An 18,095-nucleotide genomic window follows, 5' to 3' on the forward strand; every position below is an offset into this window, starting at 1 on the left:
CTGAGTATAGCTAGGTTATATCGCACTGACGCACCCTACCAAACTTGCCTAATTGCGAATTGCGTTGGCGTTAGCCTTGCCGTAGGCTATTGCGAATTGCGAATTGGTATTACTCCCCAATCCTAATGCCCAATTGGTTGCACCTCCTCTTCAATAGAAGGAGAGCGTAAATCTTCTACCATCGCCTGAATTTCGGCTGGTGGCGGTGGGGTGAGGCGCGAAATTACTAGTGTCACGACTAAGTTAATCAGCATACCCAAAGTGCCAATTCCTTCAGGAGATACGCCAAAAAACCAAGGCTGCATACCCCCGAACTTCACACCAATGATGTAAACGATTGTAAAAATTAACCCCGACAACATCCCAGCGATCGCCCCTTCGGAATTAGTACGCTTATCGAAAATTCCCAGTACAATAACTGGGAAGAAGCTTGCAGCCGCTAAACCAAAGGCAAAAGCTACTACTTCACTCACAAACCCCGGTGGATTGACACCAAAGTAGCCAGCAAGAACGACAGACAAACCCACCATGACACGCCCAACAAACACTCGTTTTTTTTCCGAAGCGCTGGAATCGAGGATGCGGTAATAAATATCGTGGGCTACGGAACTAGAAATTACGAGTAACAACCCTGATGCTGTAGATAAAGCAGCCGCCAAACCACCAGCCGCAACCAAAGCAATTACCCAAGGTGCTAGTTTTGCTACCTCCGGTGTAGACAGCACGATGATATCCCGGTCAATTGTAATTTCATTGGTGTCTTTTTTGGGGGTTAACTGGAGACGACCATCATTATTTTTGTCTTCAAACTTCAGCAGTCCAGTTTTTTCCCATTTATTCGCCCAGTCTAGTTGTTGTACTTCTGTAATCGTTTGATTGTGCAGGGTAGTAATTAGGTTGTAACGGGCAAACATGGAAAGCGCCGGCGCTGTGGTGTAGAGAATGGCGATAAATAACAGCGCCCAACCGGCTGAAAATCTGGCAGCGCGGACACTGGGAACTGTGTAAAATCTGACGATGATATGAGGTAAGCCAGCAGTACCTACCATCAAGGCGATTGTGGTGAACAGCACATCCAGCATTGTTTTATTGACAAAAGGCTGAGTATATTCCTGAAATCCTAAATCTACTTGGATTTGATTCAGCTTCGTAGCAACATCACTAAAGGTAAATGCTAACTGAGGAATGGGATTGCCTGTGAGTTTCCAGGCAATGGCGATCGCTGGAATCAAGTAAGCTACAATCAACACTCCATATTGGGCTACTTGCGTCCAGGTGATACCTTTCATACCACCCAACACCGCAAAAAAGCCGACAATCACCATCCCGATGATTACACCTGTGTTGATGTCAACTTGCAAAAAGCGGCTGAAAACAATACCCACACCGCGCATTTGCCCAGCAACATAGGTGAGGGAAACAAAAATTGCGGCTACCACTGCCACTAGACGCGCCACATTAGAATAATAGCGATCGCCTACAAAATCTGGCACAGTATACTTACCAAATTTACGCAGATATGGAGCTAATAATAATGCCAGCAGCACGTAGCCACCAGTCCAACCCATCAGGTAAATAGAACCGTCGTAACCCAAAAAAGAAATCAGTCCCGCCATTGAGATAAACGAGGCTGCTGACATCCAATCGGCGGCGGTGGCTGCACCATTAGCAATGGAAGGAATACCTTGACCTGCCACATAAAAATCTTTACTACTCTTGACTCGTGATTGCCAACCAATATAAATGTAGGCAACAAACGAGAGTCCAACTATGAGAATCGTCCAAATTTCAACTGACACAGTTTTTCCTTACTTTTTAATATTATGTTTGCGGTCTAGCTTGTCCATTTGGAAAGCGTAAACAAAAATCAACACCACAAAAGTCAGGATTGATCCTTGCTGTGCCATCCAGAAGCCAAAAGGCACGCCAAAAAAACGTAGTCCATTTAATGGTTGAACTAACAGAATGCTGAATACTATGGAAACCAGCATCCAAATAATTAAAAGATTTCTAATTAAAGCCGTATTAGCACGCCAATAAGAGTGCCGTTGGTGTTCATTCATCTTGGTCTAGCGTCAGTGCATCAAAATAATACCAGTAACCCTTGATTACACCAGATAATCTTATATGATTATTTATAATTTTTATTAAACTTAATCTAAAAAAACTAGCAACTAAAGGTTAGAATTCAGTCACAGCATTAAAATATAACAAATTTCAAAAATGGTTTTTCTTTCAATACAAGGCATTTTTTGAACATCTTCAACTTTGTTTCTGCTGCATATAGTAATCCGATTTGATTATTTAACAAATGTAAATTCTGTAGGGTGGGTAATACCTAGCATATCCGGTTTTTAGTGATCAATAATTCAACAATCAAATAGTATTCCTATAGTTATAGCCCTAGCGAGAGAAATTAGGACATCAAGCTAAGATAAAACCCTGATGATAAAAGCTTTCAAGTCTGTCAACTGTCAACAGTCAACGGTCAACAGCTATATTTCTGCTAAACTGCACTATCATGCTGAACTTTACTGATCATTATGAATGCAAATATTACAGAAAACCTATTTGCGGCGTTAAACATTGTTGTATTAGAAAGAATTAACGCTGGCTTATTTAAAATTATTAGCAATTTACCTAGTTGGTTTAGAGGATTTTGTCAGCAAAAATACAGCTTAGGAATGGAGATATCAATTCTGCAAGAAGAATTTTATTTTTTAGAAAATTTTCTGTTCGATGCCGAAGAATTTTGGAATATTCGTAATTGTAAAAGCTTAACTTCAGGTATCTGGATACAAATAAACCCACAAGGCGAAGAATATCAATTTGAAGCCTGTGCAACTTTTGTCGAAGATAGAAAAATATTATTAATTGAAGTTTTAGAGGAAAGCTATAAACATAAACAAAATATTATACAAGAAGCTCGGCAACGGCAACTAAATTATCAACAACTGATAAAGAATAATCAGAAGCAAGAAATACTGATTCATTGTTTAATTCATGATATTGCGGGTCAATTAAATGCGATGAATGGGTGCTTATCTTTATTAGAGTTTGAAAATTTAACTCCTCAAGGAAGAAATTATTTGGAAATTTGTCAACAGCAATCTTTCAACCAAGAAAATCTCATGAGAAAAATTTTAGATACATTTTCTGCGGAAATGATAGCATTAGAAAACTTTGTTATTGATCGTGAAGAAGCTCCAAACATATTAAGTTGTATAAATGATGTCGTTGAAACCTTAAAACCTAGTTTTACATTAAACAATATAAACTTAATATTAGGTGATACTATTGATCCTCTAGCCGACTGGAAAGTACAGGGAGATAAATCTCGTTTAGATAGAGTAATTTTTAATATATTAGAAAATGCTGTCCGCTACAGTCCACCTGATTCTACAGTAATTATCCGCTTACAATCAAAAGAAAATTATGTATACGTTTTTGTAGATGATGAAGGCAGTGGAGTACCACTAGAAACAGTTAATACCTTATTTCAAAAATTTTCTCAAGGGAAAGATAAAAGTAGTGGGAAATCTGGTTTAGGCCTTTATTTTTGCAGAATTACAGTTGAGCGTTGGGGCGGTAGTATTGGTTATACTCCTCGTAGTGAAGGTGGTTCTTGCTTTTGGTTTTGTCTACCAAAATTTCTATCTTAACCTTGACCTTATCGGGTTATAGTTTGTCTCGTTGGTAATGGGTAATTAGTGTTATTTCCCATTACCCATTACTGATGATCAAGTCTTACCACTACCTATTAAATACAACAATGCCATGCGTACCGCCACACCACTGGTCACCTGGGACTGAATCAAACTAAATTCTGGATCATCCATTAAATCAGAACTAATTTCTACACCACGGTTAACAGGGCCTGGATGTAAAACTTTGACATTCGGCTGACATAGTTGCAGCTTAGTGCGGGTAATGCCAAACAATTGATGATATTCTCGCAAACTGGGTAATAAATGAGCTGTCATGCGCTCTTTTTGTAGGCGTAAGGTCATGACAAAATCAGCCTCTTGCAAAGCTGGTTCTAATTGCCAATGGATAAATAATTGCCCTGGAGGTGCTGTTTCTTCTCCAAAGATATACTCAGCAAATAACTTGGGTAATAAAGTAGGTGGTGCGGCTAGATGCACTTGCGCGCCACTAGCAATTAAACTCCAAATATTTGATCGCGCTACACGGGAATGTAAAATATCACCCACGATCGCTATCTTTTTCCCTTGCAAAAGCTCTAATCGAGGATTAGCCGGGTCAATTAAACTACAAATAGTAAATAAATCCAGTAGTCCTTGGGAAGGATGTTCATGTTGACCATCGCCAGCATTGAGAACACTAACACGTACACCTAAACGATCCATTTCTTGAGCGATCGCATTTGGTACACCTGCTTCTTTATGGCGGATTACCATAATATCAGTACCCATTGCCAGATATGTCTTGGCTGTATCGAGAATTGTCTCTCCCTTTGTCATGGAAGAAGTAGACGCAGCAAAGTTTAGCGTATCTGCACTGAGGCGTTTAGCAGCAAGTTCAAAACTACTCCGAGTGCGCGTAGATGGTTCAAAAAACAAATTTGCCACCACCTGTCCCTGCAAAGCTGGTACTTTCTTTGTCCGCCGAGATAATACCTCTTGAAAACTGGCAGCAGTTTTTAAAACAATATCGTATTCAGCAGCAGTAAAGTCAGCTAAGGAAAGGACGTGGTGACGATTCCAAGTCGAAGTAGGCATAACTGGTCATTAGTCAGTAGTCATTAGTCATTAGTCCATAGTCAACAGTCCATAGTCAACTGACAACTGTCAACTGTCAACTAACAACCGTCAACTGACTATTAAGTCGGTAAGTGAAACACGTTTAAGGCTGTCGAAATCAGAGTTAAGAAGGTTAGAAAGCCGATGGTGTCAAGCATTGTGGTGACTAATGGGCCACTGACTAAGGCAGGATCTAATTTTAGGCGTTTCAAACCCATTGGCAACAAAGTACCAAGTGTTACAGCCACTATTGTATTAGTTGCCATCACTGTACCGGCAATCACCGCTACCCATCGTTCTTGGGGTTTAGCCCAAATTAAGGAAAGGGCAAACATAGTCATGGCTAATACTACAGCCGTCCCCAAACCTGCGAGAATTTCTTTCCGCAGAATTTTCATTGTATCTTTGGGCGTGACTTCGCCTATACCTAAACCACGAATGGTAACTGTTAATGCTTGGATGCCGACTGTTCCCCCTGTATTGGAAAATATGGGCATAATCACGGCTAATACTGGTACAGCAGCAATGATTGATTGAAAAGGGGCGATCGCACTAGCTGCACCAATATACAAAGCCATAATTCCTAACAACCAAGGTAAGCGGTTGCGGATAGTGAGTAGAGGCGAAGACAAAGCAGCTTCATCACCACTGACCCCAGCTAACTTTTGAATATCTTCCGTTGCTTCTTCTTCTAAAATATCGACTACATCATCAATGGTAATAATACCGACTAATCGCTCTTCCCGATCAACTACGGGGATGGCAATTAAGTCATAGCGCTTCATAATTTGAGCGACTTCTTCCTGGGGTGTATCGGTTCTGACCTTAACAACGCGATCGCTTGCAATATCACGAATCAAAACATCGGGAAAGGTAAATAACAATTGTCGTAAGGAAACAACCCGTACTAGTTTGCGGTTGTCGTCTGTAACATAGGCGTAGTAGATTGTTTCCTTGTCTTCATCCTGACGGCGAATTTTACTCAGGGCTTCTCCCACCGTCAAACCTTGACGCAAACGCACATATTCAGTAGTCATCACCCGCCCGGCTGTACCTTCGGGATAACCAAGAATAGTAGCGGTTGCTTGTCTTTGTTCGGGACTGAGTTCTCGCAATAACCGCTTAATAACACCAGCCGGTAGTTCATCAAATAATTCTGCCCGTTCATCGGGACTCATTTCCTCCACAAGTTGCACCACCTGTGCATCATGTAAGGAGTTAATTAGTTCTTCCTGAACTTCTGTTGGCAAATATTCAAATACATCAATTGCCTGATTTTTGTTGAGGAGACGAAAGGCGATCGCTCGCTGCTTTTCTGGCAATTGAGTAATATACTCGCCTACATCTACAGGTTGCAGCCGATTTAAATCCCACTTGAGCTGGTTTAAATCAGCAACATCCATGAGCGCAATGCGAACATCCTGTGTGAGCATGATTTTACCTCCTATTGTCTCCCCCTCGCTGGGAGACTAGCTCGCCAAACTCAGGGGAGGATTATACTGCCATCTTGTGGACTTTTGTCCATAAAATCTAAAAAATTGAACTCGATGTTAATACAATTGCTTACTAAGCATTCATCCTAACTCGGAATCAGGTTTTCTGATATAAATCCAAAGAAATTGTGTAAACACTGTATGAGTGCTGCACAATATTCAGCTATATATGACCTTGATTTTTGTTAGGTTAATGTAAATTTAACTACTGTGACAATTTGTGTCAAGCAGTTCCCAAGACTTACTTTACAACTTCACAGAGTCAACCCTTGTGGGGAATACAAATTTAAAATTATGGTTCTTTAACTGACGGAGACTAATATATTTTTTTACGGCTCTCGTAGAAAATACAGAGGGATAGTTAAATTCTTCTATTGAAGCTCAAAAACTAAGAAATATAATAATTATTAATAAATTCTATAATTGGACTATTTTTTATTGATTTTATGAGTAAATCCTTTTCTGTTTCCGGTATTTTGTAATTAATTTCTAAATTGTTGATAATACGCAATTCGTAATTAATACTCTTAATTACGAATTACCAATTAGCAATTATGAATTACTTCAAGTTACTGGCGCAAACTCACTTTTTACAGTCGCGTATGCCCAATCTAACCAAGGAAGTAGGGCTTCAATATCAGCAGTTTCTACCGTAGCGCCTCCCCAAATTCGCAAGCCTGGAGGTGCAGCACGATAGGGTGCAATATCATAAGCTACTTGCTGTTTTTCCAAAAGTTTGGCTAGTTTCTTAGTAAATTTACCTTGGTCTTCTGCACTCAAGTTAGCAAAGGCAGCATCAACGATTTTTAAGCAAATTGAAGTACAAGAGCGAGTTTCTGGTTTCTCAGCCAAGAAATCTGCCCAATTGCTTTGTTTCACCCATTGAGCGATCGCCGCTAAGTTGGCTTCACTACGACTAATTAAACCAGGTAAACCGCCGACACTTTCCGCCCAAATCAACGCATCTAGGGCATCTTCCACACACAACATCGATGGTGTATTGATGGTATCTCCCTTAAAAATGCCTTCAATTAATTTGCCTTTTTGGGACAGGCGGAAAATTTTTGGTATAGGCCAAGCTGGTTCATAAGTTTGGAGCCTTTCCACAGCACGGGGTGAGAGGACAATCACACCGTGCTGGGCTTCTCCACCCAATACTTTTTGCCAGGAGTAAGTCAATACATCTATTTTTTCCCAAGGAATATCCATCGCAAATACGGCAGATGTAGCATCACAAATGGTTAAACCTTGGCGATCGTCTTTGATCCAATCACCATTCGGCACTCTCACGCCGGAAGTCGTGCCATTCCACAAAAACACCACATCATGGCTGAAATCAACCTCATTTAAGTTAGGCAACCCGCCATAGGGTGCTTTCAACAGACGCACATCGGGTAACTTCAACTCATCGACAACATCTTTGACCCATTCCTGACCAAAACTTTCCCATGCCAAGATGTCTAGAGGTCTTTGTCCCAGTAGCGACCATAAGGCCATTTCCACTGCACCCGTGTCAGAAGCCGGAACGATACCTAAGCGATAATCAGCCGGTAAGCCGAGAATTTGTTTGGAACGTTCAATCACTTCAGATAACTTGGCTTTGCCATCTTCAGACCTGTGAGAACGACCCAAGCAGGCGTTTTCCAGATTCGACACAGACCAACCAGGGTGCTTGGCGCAAGGGCCAGAGGAGAAATGAGTAACTTGAGGTTTATTTGTTGGAAGGGTAAGATGCTCTGACATTGTTGCAGGAGAAAGCTGTATGTAAGTGGTAATGTAGATACTACATTAGTCAGTGGTTAGTTGTCAGTTGTCAGTTGTCAACAGTCAATAGTCAATAGTCAATAGTCAATAGTCAACAGTCAATAGTCAACAGTCAACAGTCAACAGTCAACAGCGATTGTCTCTTACACCCCTAAACCCCTACACCCCTACCCTTCTAATAATTCCCCTGTCAAAAACCCGATTATTAGTAGCGATCGCACTTAGTTCTATCCTATCTGGATAAACTTCATAGGTAGCAAAACTTAAATCACTGGTTGAGTACTCTGTCCATTTTGAACGTCCTACAGGACGATTACCCGCGCCAGCACCACAAATTAAATAGGTTGTCCCGTCGATAGCACGAGTGCGTTCGTAACTGTGTTCGTGTCCATTGATATAAAGCTGGACTCCGTATTTCTGAAATAGTGGTGTGAAGGTTTTAATAAAAGCTTGATTACTGCCGTAGACACCCGATGAATAAATGGGATGATGTCCAAATACTATTTTCCACGGAGCATTACTACTGCTTAATTCTTTTTCTAACCAAGTTAGCTGGTTTTGCCAATCGGCATTATTGTTAGTATCTAAAGCGAAAAATTGTACGCGATCGCGGCGAAATGTATAATACCGTCGTCCGTTCATATTAAAACCAGGATAGCGGACTTGCGGATCACCATTATCAGTGCGAATATCGTGATTCCCTAAACAAGCCTGAAATTTCACTCCTTGTTTGAGTAAATCTTGATAGGGACGCTCAAAAACTGCGTTAACTTTTTCAATTTCACCGTTATTGTAAATATTATCGCCAGCTAAAACGACTAAATTATAGGGATTTTGCTTGTGGTAAAGCGTCATTGCCTTAGCCACAGCATACTGTCCTCTTGCCCCAGTTCCCGTGTCAGCCACCGATACAAAACGTAAAAGTAAATCTTTTTTGGGTGGTGAGGCGATCGCCAAATCACTACTTTGGTAATATTTATGGGCGAATTTCCAGGCTAATAATCCAGTTCCAAAAGCGCTGAGACTACTTAAAAATAAAAATTGACGACGTTTGAGATTCATAAATCACCAAATTAATCAATAGTCAAATTAGCCGAAGCTATTACCCATGAAATGATACATTAGGGCAAAAGAGAAACAAGCAAAAAGATGCAGCTCGTTTGTCTTTGATTTGTTGGTTTTGGTAAAAGTTCCATGTCACAAGACAATCCTCCCGAACAACCTAATCAACCGGAACCGACAGTTACGCCGGCCAATCAACCCCGCCAGAGGAGAGTTCCGCAGCCTGTTTGGAAAGCGGTAATTATCGGATTTCTGCGAGGTACAATAGGGGTCTTAGAAACCACTGTAGAGAAACTAGAAACAGCACCGCCGCCAGGTACGGAAGCAACTCCCAGTTTTTTACAACAGCTAGAGTCTAGATGGAGTAGGTTTTTACTGAAAACCCGTGCTTTTATCCCATCCAATTTATCAACCAAATTATCAGATACGGCACTGACAGGGATTATTGCTAGTATCGCCGTATTTTTAGTGTGGACAACTACCAGTATTTTCTCTAACAAACCTACAGAAGTAGCCACGCTTCCCCCTGTTGAGGAAGTTCCCACACCAACACCCACAATTTCCACTCCACCGGAGCCAAGCGTACCAGAACCATCACCAACAGCAGAAATTACACCGGAACCAGAAGCACAAATTCCGCCGCCAGAACCAGAAGTAGAAATTACATCGGAACCAGAAGCTACTCCAGAACCAGAAGCCACGCCTACACCAACACCACCAATACAATTAACCCCAGAACAAACCTTGATTGCAGCCATTGAAAATCAAGTGGCAGAAATTAGCAATCAAATCGCTTCTGGCATCATAAAATCAATTCAAGCCAATTTCCGCACCAGCAATTTGACTGTAAAAATCAATGACGACTGGTACACACTCCAAGAATCTGAGCAGAACCAAATAGCATCCCAAATCCTACAGCGTTCTCAAGAATTAGATTTTTCTCACTTAGAAATGGTTGATTCTCAAGATAAGTTAATAGCCCGTAACCCAGTTATCGGCAACGAAATGATTATTTTTCAACGACGGGTTATTGGTCAGTAGAGACATTGTATCAGCTATTCTGCTTTTAAGTTGACAGTCAACAGTTAACAGCCCTTATTAGTAATTATGCTATTTAGGCTCGCATTAGCTTACAACGTCTCTACTCCCTAATTTCTTGATATGGTATCCACACGGTGAAAATTGAGCCAATACCTACGGTGGACTCAACCTCAATGCGTCCTCGGTGCAGTTCTACTAATTGCTTAGTTAAAGCTAAACCTAAGCCTGTACCTTCGTAGCGGCGGCGATAGGGTGTATCAAGTTGCTGGAATTTTTCAAATAATAATGGTAATTGTTCTTCAGGAATACCAATACCTGTATCTTCTACTTGAAATATAGAGGTATCTTCTTCTACCCAAACCCGTAAGGTGACATTGCCACCTTCTGGTGTGAATTTAATGGCATTTGTTAATAGATTCCAGAGGATTTGTTCTATTCGTGCAGCGTCGGCGGTGAAGCGATCGCGTCTAGGATCTATTTGTAAATCTAGTTTGAGATTGACTTTTTCAGATAGAGCTTTTTCTACCAGAGATTCTATAGTATTTTCTGCTACCTTGATTAAAGAAAATTCGGCAATATTTAAAACAGTTTTCCCCGCCTCAATTTGCGATAAATCAAGGATGTCGTTGATCATGTCTAGCAAATGTTCGCCACTATCGTGGATTGTTTGTAAATAATCTCTTTGTCGTTGACTCAACTCACCCAAAGGCCAACGTAATAAAGTAGAAGACATCCCAATGACGTAAGTTAAAGGTGTGAGCAATTCATGACTAATGGTGGCGAGAAATTCACTCCTTAGGCGACTAGCAGCTTCCGCCGCCAAGAGGGCATCCCGCAAAGCCATCGTCCGCTCAATAACTCGCTGTTCTAGGGTGTGTTTTTCTTGAGTGAGCCTGTGGGCTGCATCTTGCAGAGATCGCATTAATTCTGATTGATGAATGGCGATCGCTAATTGTTCGGCAATGGAAATCAGTAAATTCTTATCACTATCATTCCACTGGCGGGGACTATGGCACTGATGGGCAATTAATAAACCCCAAAGTTTATCTTCAAAAATAATCGGTGCTGCTAATTTTGCTCTAACTTGGTTTTCCCTTAAAAAATTGACCAGACATTCTTCTAAGGCGTAAGCTTGTTCAATATCATCGATTACTAAGGTAAATCCTTGACGATATTTCTCCCAACATTGAGAATGACGACTGAAGCAGGTTTTTTCTTGATAATCTAATACTGATGGGATGATATCTGTGGCACGAGCTTCATAAACTATACAACCACCGTAATTTTGCCAGTCTTCAAGGCGGGGTGGCCTTGTGTTTTGCGTATTGACTCTGGAACCCTCGAATTTATATATTACTAACCTGTCTAATTCTAGAAACTCCCGTACTTGTGCGATCGCTGTTGCCATAATTACTGGCAAGTCTAGGCTTTTGCGAATCTGGGTGGTAACTTGATTTAACAGTCGTTCTTGGGAAATCTGTTTTTTCAGAGCATCTTCGACTGCTTGACAAGCATAAACTTCTTCAGAATTATTTACACTGGCAGAAGCTGTTACTTCCTCATTGTTCTTAGGCAAAAGATGTTCTAATAACAACAAAGTAAATTGGCTTTGGCGCGTAGCGTCATTAGGCTTTAAAATTTGCCGATAGCGTTCAAGATGCTGGTGAGTAGGGGAATCATCCCCAAACAAGTCTCTCAATTTTGCCAGGAAGGAAGCGATCGCCTCTGAATTAAATGTCAACCTAGTATTAAGCTCTGTTAGTGTTAACGGGGATTGAGCAGCCTGTGGAATACTGGAAGCTGAGTATATTTCTTGCTTTTGTGTTTCTCTATCTCCAGCGATGCCTTGATTCAATGGGGAAGGCATAGCCAGAATCCAATTTTCCGACTCTGGTAATTCTTGTTGCTCCCAGTTTCCCAGCAAAAGCGCACTAAATCCCTCAGAAACCACCAAAGTAAACCTCTGACTGTGCCACTCCATTGGCACGAAAACCCGTGATAACAAGGATTCAGTGAGTAACAAAGTACTAGTTTCTACTGATTGAGCCATCTGCTGCAACAATTCTCCGAGTTGATTGAATACAACTAAAGGCAAATTTCGAGAAAAGCTCAAATCAGGAGAACTCAGCATTTTCGATAGTCTAGTAAGAGGGGCTGGGCTGACAATATTGATTGATTATGTTCTAACCAACAGTTTAAAGCGGTAATAAAGGATTATGCATCGTATAAGTACCACATCGGTAGGATGGAATCAGTCAGAGGGTGTGATTTTTCTGGAACAAACCCCAGCTCCCTTTGTGTTGATTACGGCTGCTGATACCGATATTCAAACCCTCGCAGCCGCAGTCCCCAAATTACCTGCAACATTTCCTGCAATCAGAGTAGCCAATTTGTTGCTATTGCAACAACAAATAAGTATAGATACTTATGCCGAACAAGTTTTAGAACTTGCTGAGGTAATTATTTTGCGCCTACTAGGGGGACGTTCCTATTGGGCGTATGGTTTAGAAGTTGTCCAAGAGATCGTGGAACGCACTGGTATAACCTTAATTGTAATGCCTGGTGACGATGCCATCGATCCTGAATTGATCTCCCAGTCTACCGCGCCTGTAGGTACCGTTAACCAAATCTGGCAGTATTTTTATGAAGGTGGCGTAGAAAATATTGTTAACGCTCTGCAATTTATCTCTGACGTATCTTTAGCAACGGCTTACAATCCTCCTGCACCACAAAGGGTTCCTCGTGTTGGGTTGTATGACTGGGGGCTGGGAGAAGAAGCAGGGGAGCAGGGAGAAGGGAGCAGAGGAGGAAACTTACTCAACGATTTTCACCCTTTCCCCTTGCCCCCTCAACCAATCCCTAATCCCCAATCCCTAATGCCCAAAGTAGGCATTCTTTTCTACCGCGCCCACTATTTGGCGGGCAATATTCAGGTAATTGATGCGTTGTGTGCGGCTTTGTGGCAGAGAAATTTACAGCCTGTGCCGGTGTTTATTTCTTCTTTGCGTGATCCTGATGTGCAAGAAGAGTTGATTGATTTTTTTCAGCCTAAAGATTCCCAACAAATTTCACTTTTACTTAACACTACAAGCTTTTCATTAGCACGTTTAGAAGCTGAAGCACCCCAAACCGAACTTTGGGAAAAATTAGATGTCCCTGTTTTACAAGTTATTCTCAGTGGCGGATTTTTTGGACAATGGGAAGCACAGTTAAACGGACTTTCTCCCCGTGATATAGCGATGAATGTCGCCTTACCGGAAGTAGACGGCAGAATTATCAGCCGAGCCGTGTCATTTAAGGCAATACAAACTCGCAATCCTGATCTAGAAACAGATGTGGTAGTTTATGAACCCATAAGCGATCGCATCGACTTTGTAGCCCAACTCGCAGCAAATTGGGTACACCTCCGTTCCCAACCGCCCCAACAGCGCCGCATAGCTCTAATTTTGGCAAACTACCCCAACCGCGACGGCCGCCTAGCTAATGGTGTGGGGCTAGACACGCCAGAAAGTTGTGTAGAAATCCTCAAAGCTTTACAGCAATCTGGGTATTTGGTGTCAAATCTACCAGCTAATGGCGACGAATTAATTCAACTGCTCACGGCTGGCGTAACAAATGACCCGGAAGGCAGAGAATTACGTCCAGTGCAGCAAAGCTTATCTAGTGAGGAATATCAAGAGTATTTTGCTTCTTTACCAGCAGCAGTGCAGCAGGGTGTTAATGAGCGTTGGGGGCTGGGAGAACCAGCTAATCATTTTACCTCGTCGTCCTTTCCCATTCCTGGTATCCAGTTCGGCAATGTCTTCGTAGGCATTCAACCATCACGAGGTTATGATATTGACCCCAGCTTGAATTATCATGCGCCAGATTTAGAACCGACCCATGCTTATTTAGCTTTTTATTATTGGGTGAGAGAATCTTTTGGTGCTGATGCTGTTGTTCATGTCGGGAAACATGGAAACTTAGAATGGCTCCCTGGTAAAAGCTTGGCTTTATCTAGTAATTGCTATCCAGAAGCAGCTTTCGGCCCTATGCCTCACCTATACCCATTTATTGTTAATGACCCTGGTGAAGGTTCCCAAGCCAAGCGTCGCGCTCAGGCGGTGATTCTAGACCATCTTACGCCCCCAATGACCCGTGCGGAATTATACGGTGCTTTGCAGAAGTTGGAAAATTTAATCGATGAGTATTACGAGGCAGAAAGTTTAGATCCTTCACGTTTAGGAGCAATCCGCGATCGCATTCGTGATTTGGTTATCCAAGAAAATCTTTACAAAGATTTAGGCATTGAAAGGGAAGAAGATATCGTCAATTTTGAATCGTTAATTTTGAACTCCTTAGACGGGTATCTCTGCGAATTGAAAGAAGCTCAAATCAGAGACGGCTTGCACATTTTTGGGCAATGTCCCCAAGGACGACAACTGAGGGATTTAATAGTAGCGATCGCTCGCATCCCCAACCGCCATTCCCCAGGTATTACTAGGGCTTTAGCTGATGCTTGGGGTTTAAACCTCGACCCCCTCACAGACAACTTCAGCACCTTATTATCAAGCCAAGACCAAAAACTGTTAGCCGAAAAAACCCCAAATCCCTGCCGCACAGTCGGCGATGCCGTCACAACCCTAGAAGAACACGCCGCCCTACTAGTAGAAAACCTCATCGATTCTCCCCCTGCCCCCTGCCCCCTGCCCTCTTCCTCATCTCCCCCTACCCCACTCAGCACCGTCCTCCACTGGATCAGTGCCAAACTCCTCCCATCCCTCCAACAAACCTACGCAGAAATTACCAACCTCCTACATGGGCTAGATGGTGGATACATCCCCAGTGCAGCTTCTGGCGCACCCACAAGGGGCAGACCAGAAGTTTTGCCTACAGGGAGAAATTTTTATGCTGTTGATATACGCGCCATCCCCACAGAAACTGCTTGGGATATTGGTAGAAAAGCAGCAGAAAACTTGATTGAATGCTACACCCAGGAGCATGGCGAGTACCCCAAAACACTAGGCTTATCTGTATGGGGAACTGCAACGATGCGGACTGGTGGCGATGATATAGCCGAAGCCTTGGCTTTATTAGGTGTACAACCAGTATGGGACGGTGCAGCCAGACGCGTTGTCGATTTAGATATACTCCCCTTAAGCGTCTTAGGTAGACCTCGTGTCGATGTCACCCTACGCATTTCCGGCTTCTTCCGTGACGCTTTCCCCAACTTAATGGATTTATTCGAGCAAGCTGTCAACGCCGTCGCCGCCCTAGATGAACCCCCAGAACAAAACCCCCTAGCCGCCCAAATCCGCCAAGACACTGATTTTTGGATACAACAAGGCTTAACTCCAGAAACAGCCTTTGAGCGATCGCGCTATCGCATTTTTGGCTCCAAACCAGGCGCTTACGGAGCCGGACTCCAAGGCCTAATCGAATCACAAAACTGGCAAGACGACCAAGACCTAGCCAACGCCTATATCAACTGGAGCTGCTACGCCTATTCTTCAGGCAAAAGTCAAGAAGCAGGCACAGAAATTAACCCCCAATCCCCAATCCCCTCCCCCGAAGCCTTCACCCAACGTTTAGGACAGATGCAAATTGTCCTACACAATCAAGACAACCGCGAACACGACTTGCTTGATTCGGACGACTATTATCAATTTCAAGGTGGTTTAACGGCTGCCATACGTTCCCTACAAGGAAAAAATCCCGAAACTTATTTTGGTGATAATTCCATTCCATCCCAACCCCGTGTCCGCCAACTGCGAGAAGAAATTGCCAGAGTGTATCGTTCTCGTGTGGTTAATCCCAAGTGGATTGAGGGTATGATGCGTCACGGTTATAAAGGTGCATTTGAAATGGCTGCCACCGTAGATTTTCTCTTTGCCTATGATGCCACTACCAGATGTGTAGAAGACTATATGTATCAAGGTGTTATGCAGGCCTACTTGCTTGATCCAGTAGTTTGCACGTATATTGAGAATAAAAATCCCCATGCACTGCGTGATATCGCTGAAAGACTCTTAGAAGCAAACCAACGCGGTTTATGGGAAAATGTAAATATAGAAACACTTGAAAATTTACGTAATTTAGTACATCAAGCCGAAGCAACCATCGAAGCAAAATAAGTGGTGTAGGAAACAAATATGGACAATATAGCGTATTTGCACCTAGCTTTCGCCTACGAAGATAGTGAACCAAGTGAGTTGGTGTCTTTAAGCTACTTATTTAACAAAGCAGCTGCACCAGACTGGAAACGCCTATCAAGTAGAGCTTGGAAGCATATGCTACCCCTAGCACTGACATTATCTGTTCTCAGCAGTGTTAGTAGCGCCTGGGCATTGGAAAGAGGAGATCAAGGGCCTTCCGTCAGAAATCTCCAACAAAAACTACAGCAAGCAGGCTTTTATCAAGCTCCTGTAACTCAGGTATATGATTTTTCCACAGAAGAAGCGGTTCGACGCTTTCAAGCGGCGGCTGGCTTACCAGTTGATGGTGTTGTAGGAGCCAGTACTCTGGAAAAATTAGACCAGTGGCGTTCCTCTCCGGTAGCTAACCAAGCGCAACAATATAGTACTCCCAGTACACCAACGAGAAAAAACAGCACAACTGCTACTCAAGTTAGAACTACTCCCGCTACACGCACGCAAGCTACAAGAAACACTACAACTGCTACCGCACGCAAACAATCTACAAGAAACACCACAACTGCTAATGTGAATGCAGCCACCAACAAGCGCCGTGATCCTAACTACCTTGTCAAAGGAGATGAAGGCGAGGCTGTGAGATCGCTGCAACAACGTTTGCGAGTCGCGGGTTTTTATTACGGTAATGCTACAGGTGTTTTTGGCCCCATTACCGAGGAAGCAGTCAAAAGATTTCAAGCCGCTTATAAACTAGATGTTGACGGTATTGTTGGGCCAGCCACAATTAGAAGATTACCGCCAATAGGTATTGGTGGAGAAAATCCCCCTAAGCGAGCAACCCCAGCTGCCAAAGATAAACTTACTGTAGGCGATCGCGGCGAAGCTGTGCGAGTTCTACAAGAACAGTTAATTCAAGCAGGATATTTACAGGGACAACCGAATGGTTATTTTGGCCCCTACACAGCAGAAGCAGTAAAAAGATTCCAAGCTGCTAATTATCTCAGTGCTAGCGGTGTTGCTGGCCCCACAACCAGATCAAAATTACATAGCTCACTTAATCAAGCTAAAGCTGCCAAGAGTGATTTTAATGTCTTAGAAATCCAAAGACGACTACAAGAAAGGGGTTTCTATAAAGGACAACTCAATGGAGTGATGGCAGATGATACGAAAAAAGCCATAAAGCAAGCTCAGGAATTCTACGGTATCAGTCTCACTGATGTGAGAAGCGGACGCTTTTAGCATCCGCTTCCGTGTTTTCACTATAATTCCTTAACAGTTTGCTTACCTCCGATAACGACTAATCAGGAATTTCTCAAAACTTCATTTTTGAATGATTGAGTAACTTCCCCTTGTTATCTTACCCAGGTGCTAAAGTGGCATGAGCGAACGTTGGCACTTGGGACAGACTGCATGAATTGTCATTTGGCAATCGAGTAGATGAAAACCTTCTTTTTGGGCAGTTTTTGCCCCAATTTTTAAGATTGAATCGTTTTTGAATTCAATAGTAGAGTTACATTTGACACAAATTAGGTGATGGTGATGATGGGGATAAGGCTGGTTAATTTCGTAGTGCTTGTGTCCTTCGCCTAATTCCAGTTCACGTAAAATCCCCATCCGAGCCATCAACTTCAACGTCCGGTAAATCGTTGAAAGACTAATTCCCTCACCATCAGCTTCTAGACGATGATATAAATCTTCTGCACTCAGGTGTTCGCCTTGAGGCAATTCTTGAAAGATATGTAAGATAGTTTCCCGTTGAGGGGTCAAACGCCAGCCTCTTTCGTTTAATTCTGCCTTGAGCGAACTATTTGTGTAGACAGTCATACTAATTTTTCTCAACA

Annotated in this window: 12 protein-coding genes; 4 read left to right on the top strand and 8 right to left on the bottom strand. The window is 42.6% G+C overall.

Annotated features, from left to right (window positions below):
- Nucleotides 1-122: 122 nt before the first annotated feature.
- Together H6G14_RS03995 and H6G14_RS04000 are read right to left on the bottom strand one after the other, a co-directional pair.
- Nucleotides 123-1,799: a VC_2705 family sodium/solute symporter gene (locus H6G14_RS03995; protein ID WP_190565845.1), complete on the bottom strand. Its 1,677-nt coding sequence runs from the start codon at nucleotides 1,797-1,799 to the stop codon at nucleotides 123-125.
- A gap of 9 nt (nucleotides 1,800-1,808) precedes the next feature.
- The gene (locus H6G14_RS04000) at nucleotides 1,809-2,063 is read right to left on the bottom strand and encodes a DUF4212 domain-containing protein (RefSeq protein ID WP_011318021.1); all 255 of its coding nucleotides are present in this window, start codon (nucleotides 2,061-2,063) and stop codon (nucleotides 1,809-1,811) included.
- A 480-nt stretch (nucleotides 2,064-2,543) separates the two neighbouring features.
- On the opposite strand from H6G14_RS04000, the gene H6G14_RS04005 reads away from it, so the two are divergent.
- On the top strand, nucleotides 2,544-3,662 hold the full coding sequence (locus H6G14_RS04005) for a sensor histidine kinase (RefSeq protein WP_190565846.1): 1,119 nt from the start codon (nucleotides 2,544-2,546) through the stop codon (nucleotides 3,660-3,662).
- A 78-nt stretch (nucleotides 3,663-3,740) separates the two neighbouring features.
- Here H6G14_RS04005 and H6G14_RS04010 read toward each other — a convergent pair whose 3' ends face one another.
- From H6G14_RS04010 to H6G14_RS04025, 4 genes are all read right to left on the bottom strand, one after another.
- Nucleotides 3,741-4,742: an aspartate carbamoyltransferase catalytic subunit gene (locus H6G14_RS04010; RefSeq protein WP_190565847.1), complete on the bottom strand. Its 1,002-nt coding sequence runs from the start codon at nucleotides 4,740-4,742 to the stop codon at nucleotides 3,741-3,743.
- Nucleotides 4,743-4,843: 101 nt separating this feature from the next.
- Nucleotides 4,844-6,196: a magnesium transporter gene (gene mgtE, locus H6G14_RS04015; RefSeq protein WP_190565848.1), complete on the bottom strand. Its 1,353-nt coding sequence runs from the start codon at nucleotides 6,194-6,196 to the stop codon at nucleotides 4,844-4,846.
- Nucleotides 6,197-6,820: 624 nt separating this feature from the next.
- On the bottom strand, nucleotides 6,821-7,999 hold the full coding sequence (locus tag H6G14_RS04020; protein WP_190565849.1) for a phosphoserine transaminase: 1,179 nt from the start codon (nucleotides 7,997-7,999) through the stop codon (nucleotides 6,821-6,823).
- 180 nt (nucleotides 8,000-8,179) lie between these two features.
- Nucleotides 8,180-9,082: a metallophosphoesterase family protein gene (locus H6G14_RS04025; protein ID WP_190565850.1), complete on the bottom strand. Its 903-nt coding sequence runs from the start codon at nucleotides 9,080-9,082 to the stop codon at nucleotides 8,180-8,182.
- Between the two features lie 132 nt (nucleotides 9,083-9,214).
- Here H6G14_RS04025 and H6G14_RS04030 point away from each other — a divergent pair, with 132 nt between their 5' ends.
- Nucleotides 9,215-10,123, top strand: coding sequence for a hypothetical protein (locus H6G14_RS04030; protein WP_190565851.1), 909 nt, complete (start codon nucleotides 9,215-9,217; stop codon nucleotides 10,121-10,123).
- 100 nt (nucleotides 10,124-10,223) lie between these two features.
- On the opposite strand, the gene H6G14_RS04035 is transcribed toward H6G14_RS04030, so the two are convergent.
- Complete coding sequence (locus H6G14_RS04035; RefSeq protein WP_011318014.1) at nucleotides 10,224-12,254, bottom strand: GAF domain-containing sensor histidine kinase; 2,031 nt, start codon at nucleotides 12,252-12,254, stop codon at nucleotides 10,224-10,226.
- Between the two features lie 85 nt (nucleotides 12,255-12,339).
- On the opposite strand from H6G14_RS04035, the gene cobN reads away from it, so the two are divergent.
- Together cobN and H6G14_RS04045 are read left to right on the top strand one after the other, a co-directional pair.
- A complete protein-coding gene (gene cobN / locus H6G14_RS04040; protein ID WP_190565852.1) occupies nucleotides 12,340-16,236 on the top strand; it encodes a cobaltochelatase subunit CobN in 3,897 nt (1,298 codons plus the stop codon).
- Nucleotides 16,237-16,254: 18 nt separating this feature from the next.
- On the top strand, nucleotides 16,255-17,493 hold the full coding sequence (locus tag H6G14_RS04045; protein WP_190565853.1) for a peptidoglycan-binding domain-containing protein: 1,239 nt from the start codon (nucleotides 16,255-16,257) through the stop codon (nucleotides 17,491-17,493).
- 129 nt (nucleotides 17,494-17,622) lie between these two features.
- Here H6G14_RS04045 and H6G14_RS04050 read toward each other — a convergent pair whose 3' ends face one another.
- The gene (locus tag H6G14_RS04050; RefSeq protein ID WP_190565854.1) at nucleotides 17,623-18,078 is read right to left on the bottom strand and encodes a Fur family transcriptional regulator; all 456 of its coding nucleotides are present in this window, start codon (nucleotides 18,076-18,078) and stop codon (nucleotides 17,623-17,625) included.
- Between the last annotated feature and the right edge of the window lie 17 nt (nucleotides 18,079-18,095).

Source organism: Nostoc parmelioides FACHB-3921, assembly GCF_014696625.1.
Lineage (GTDB): Bacteria > Cyanobacteriota > Cyanobacteriia > Cyanobacteriales > Nostocaceae > Trichormus > Trichormus parmelioides.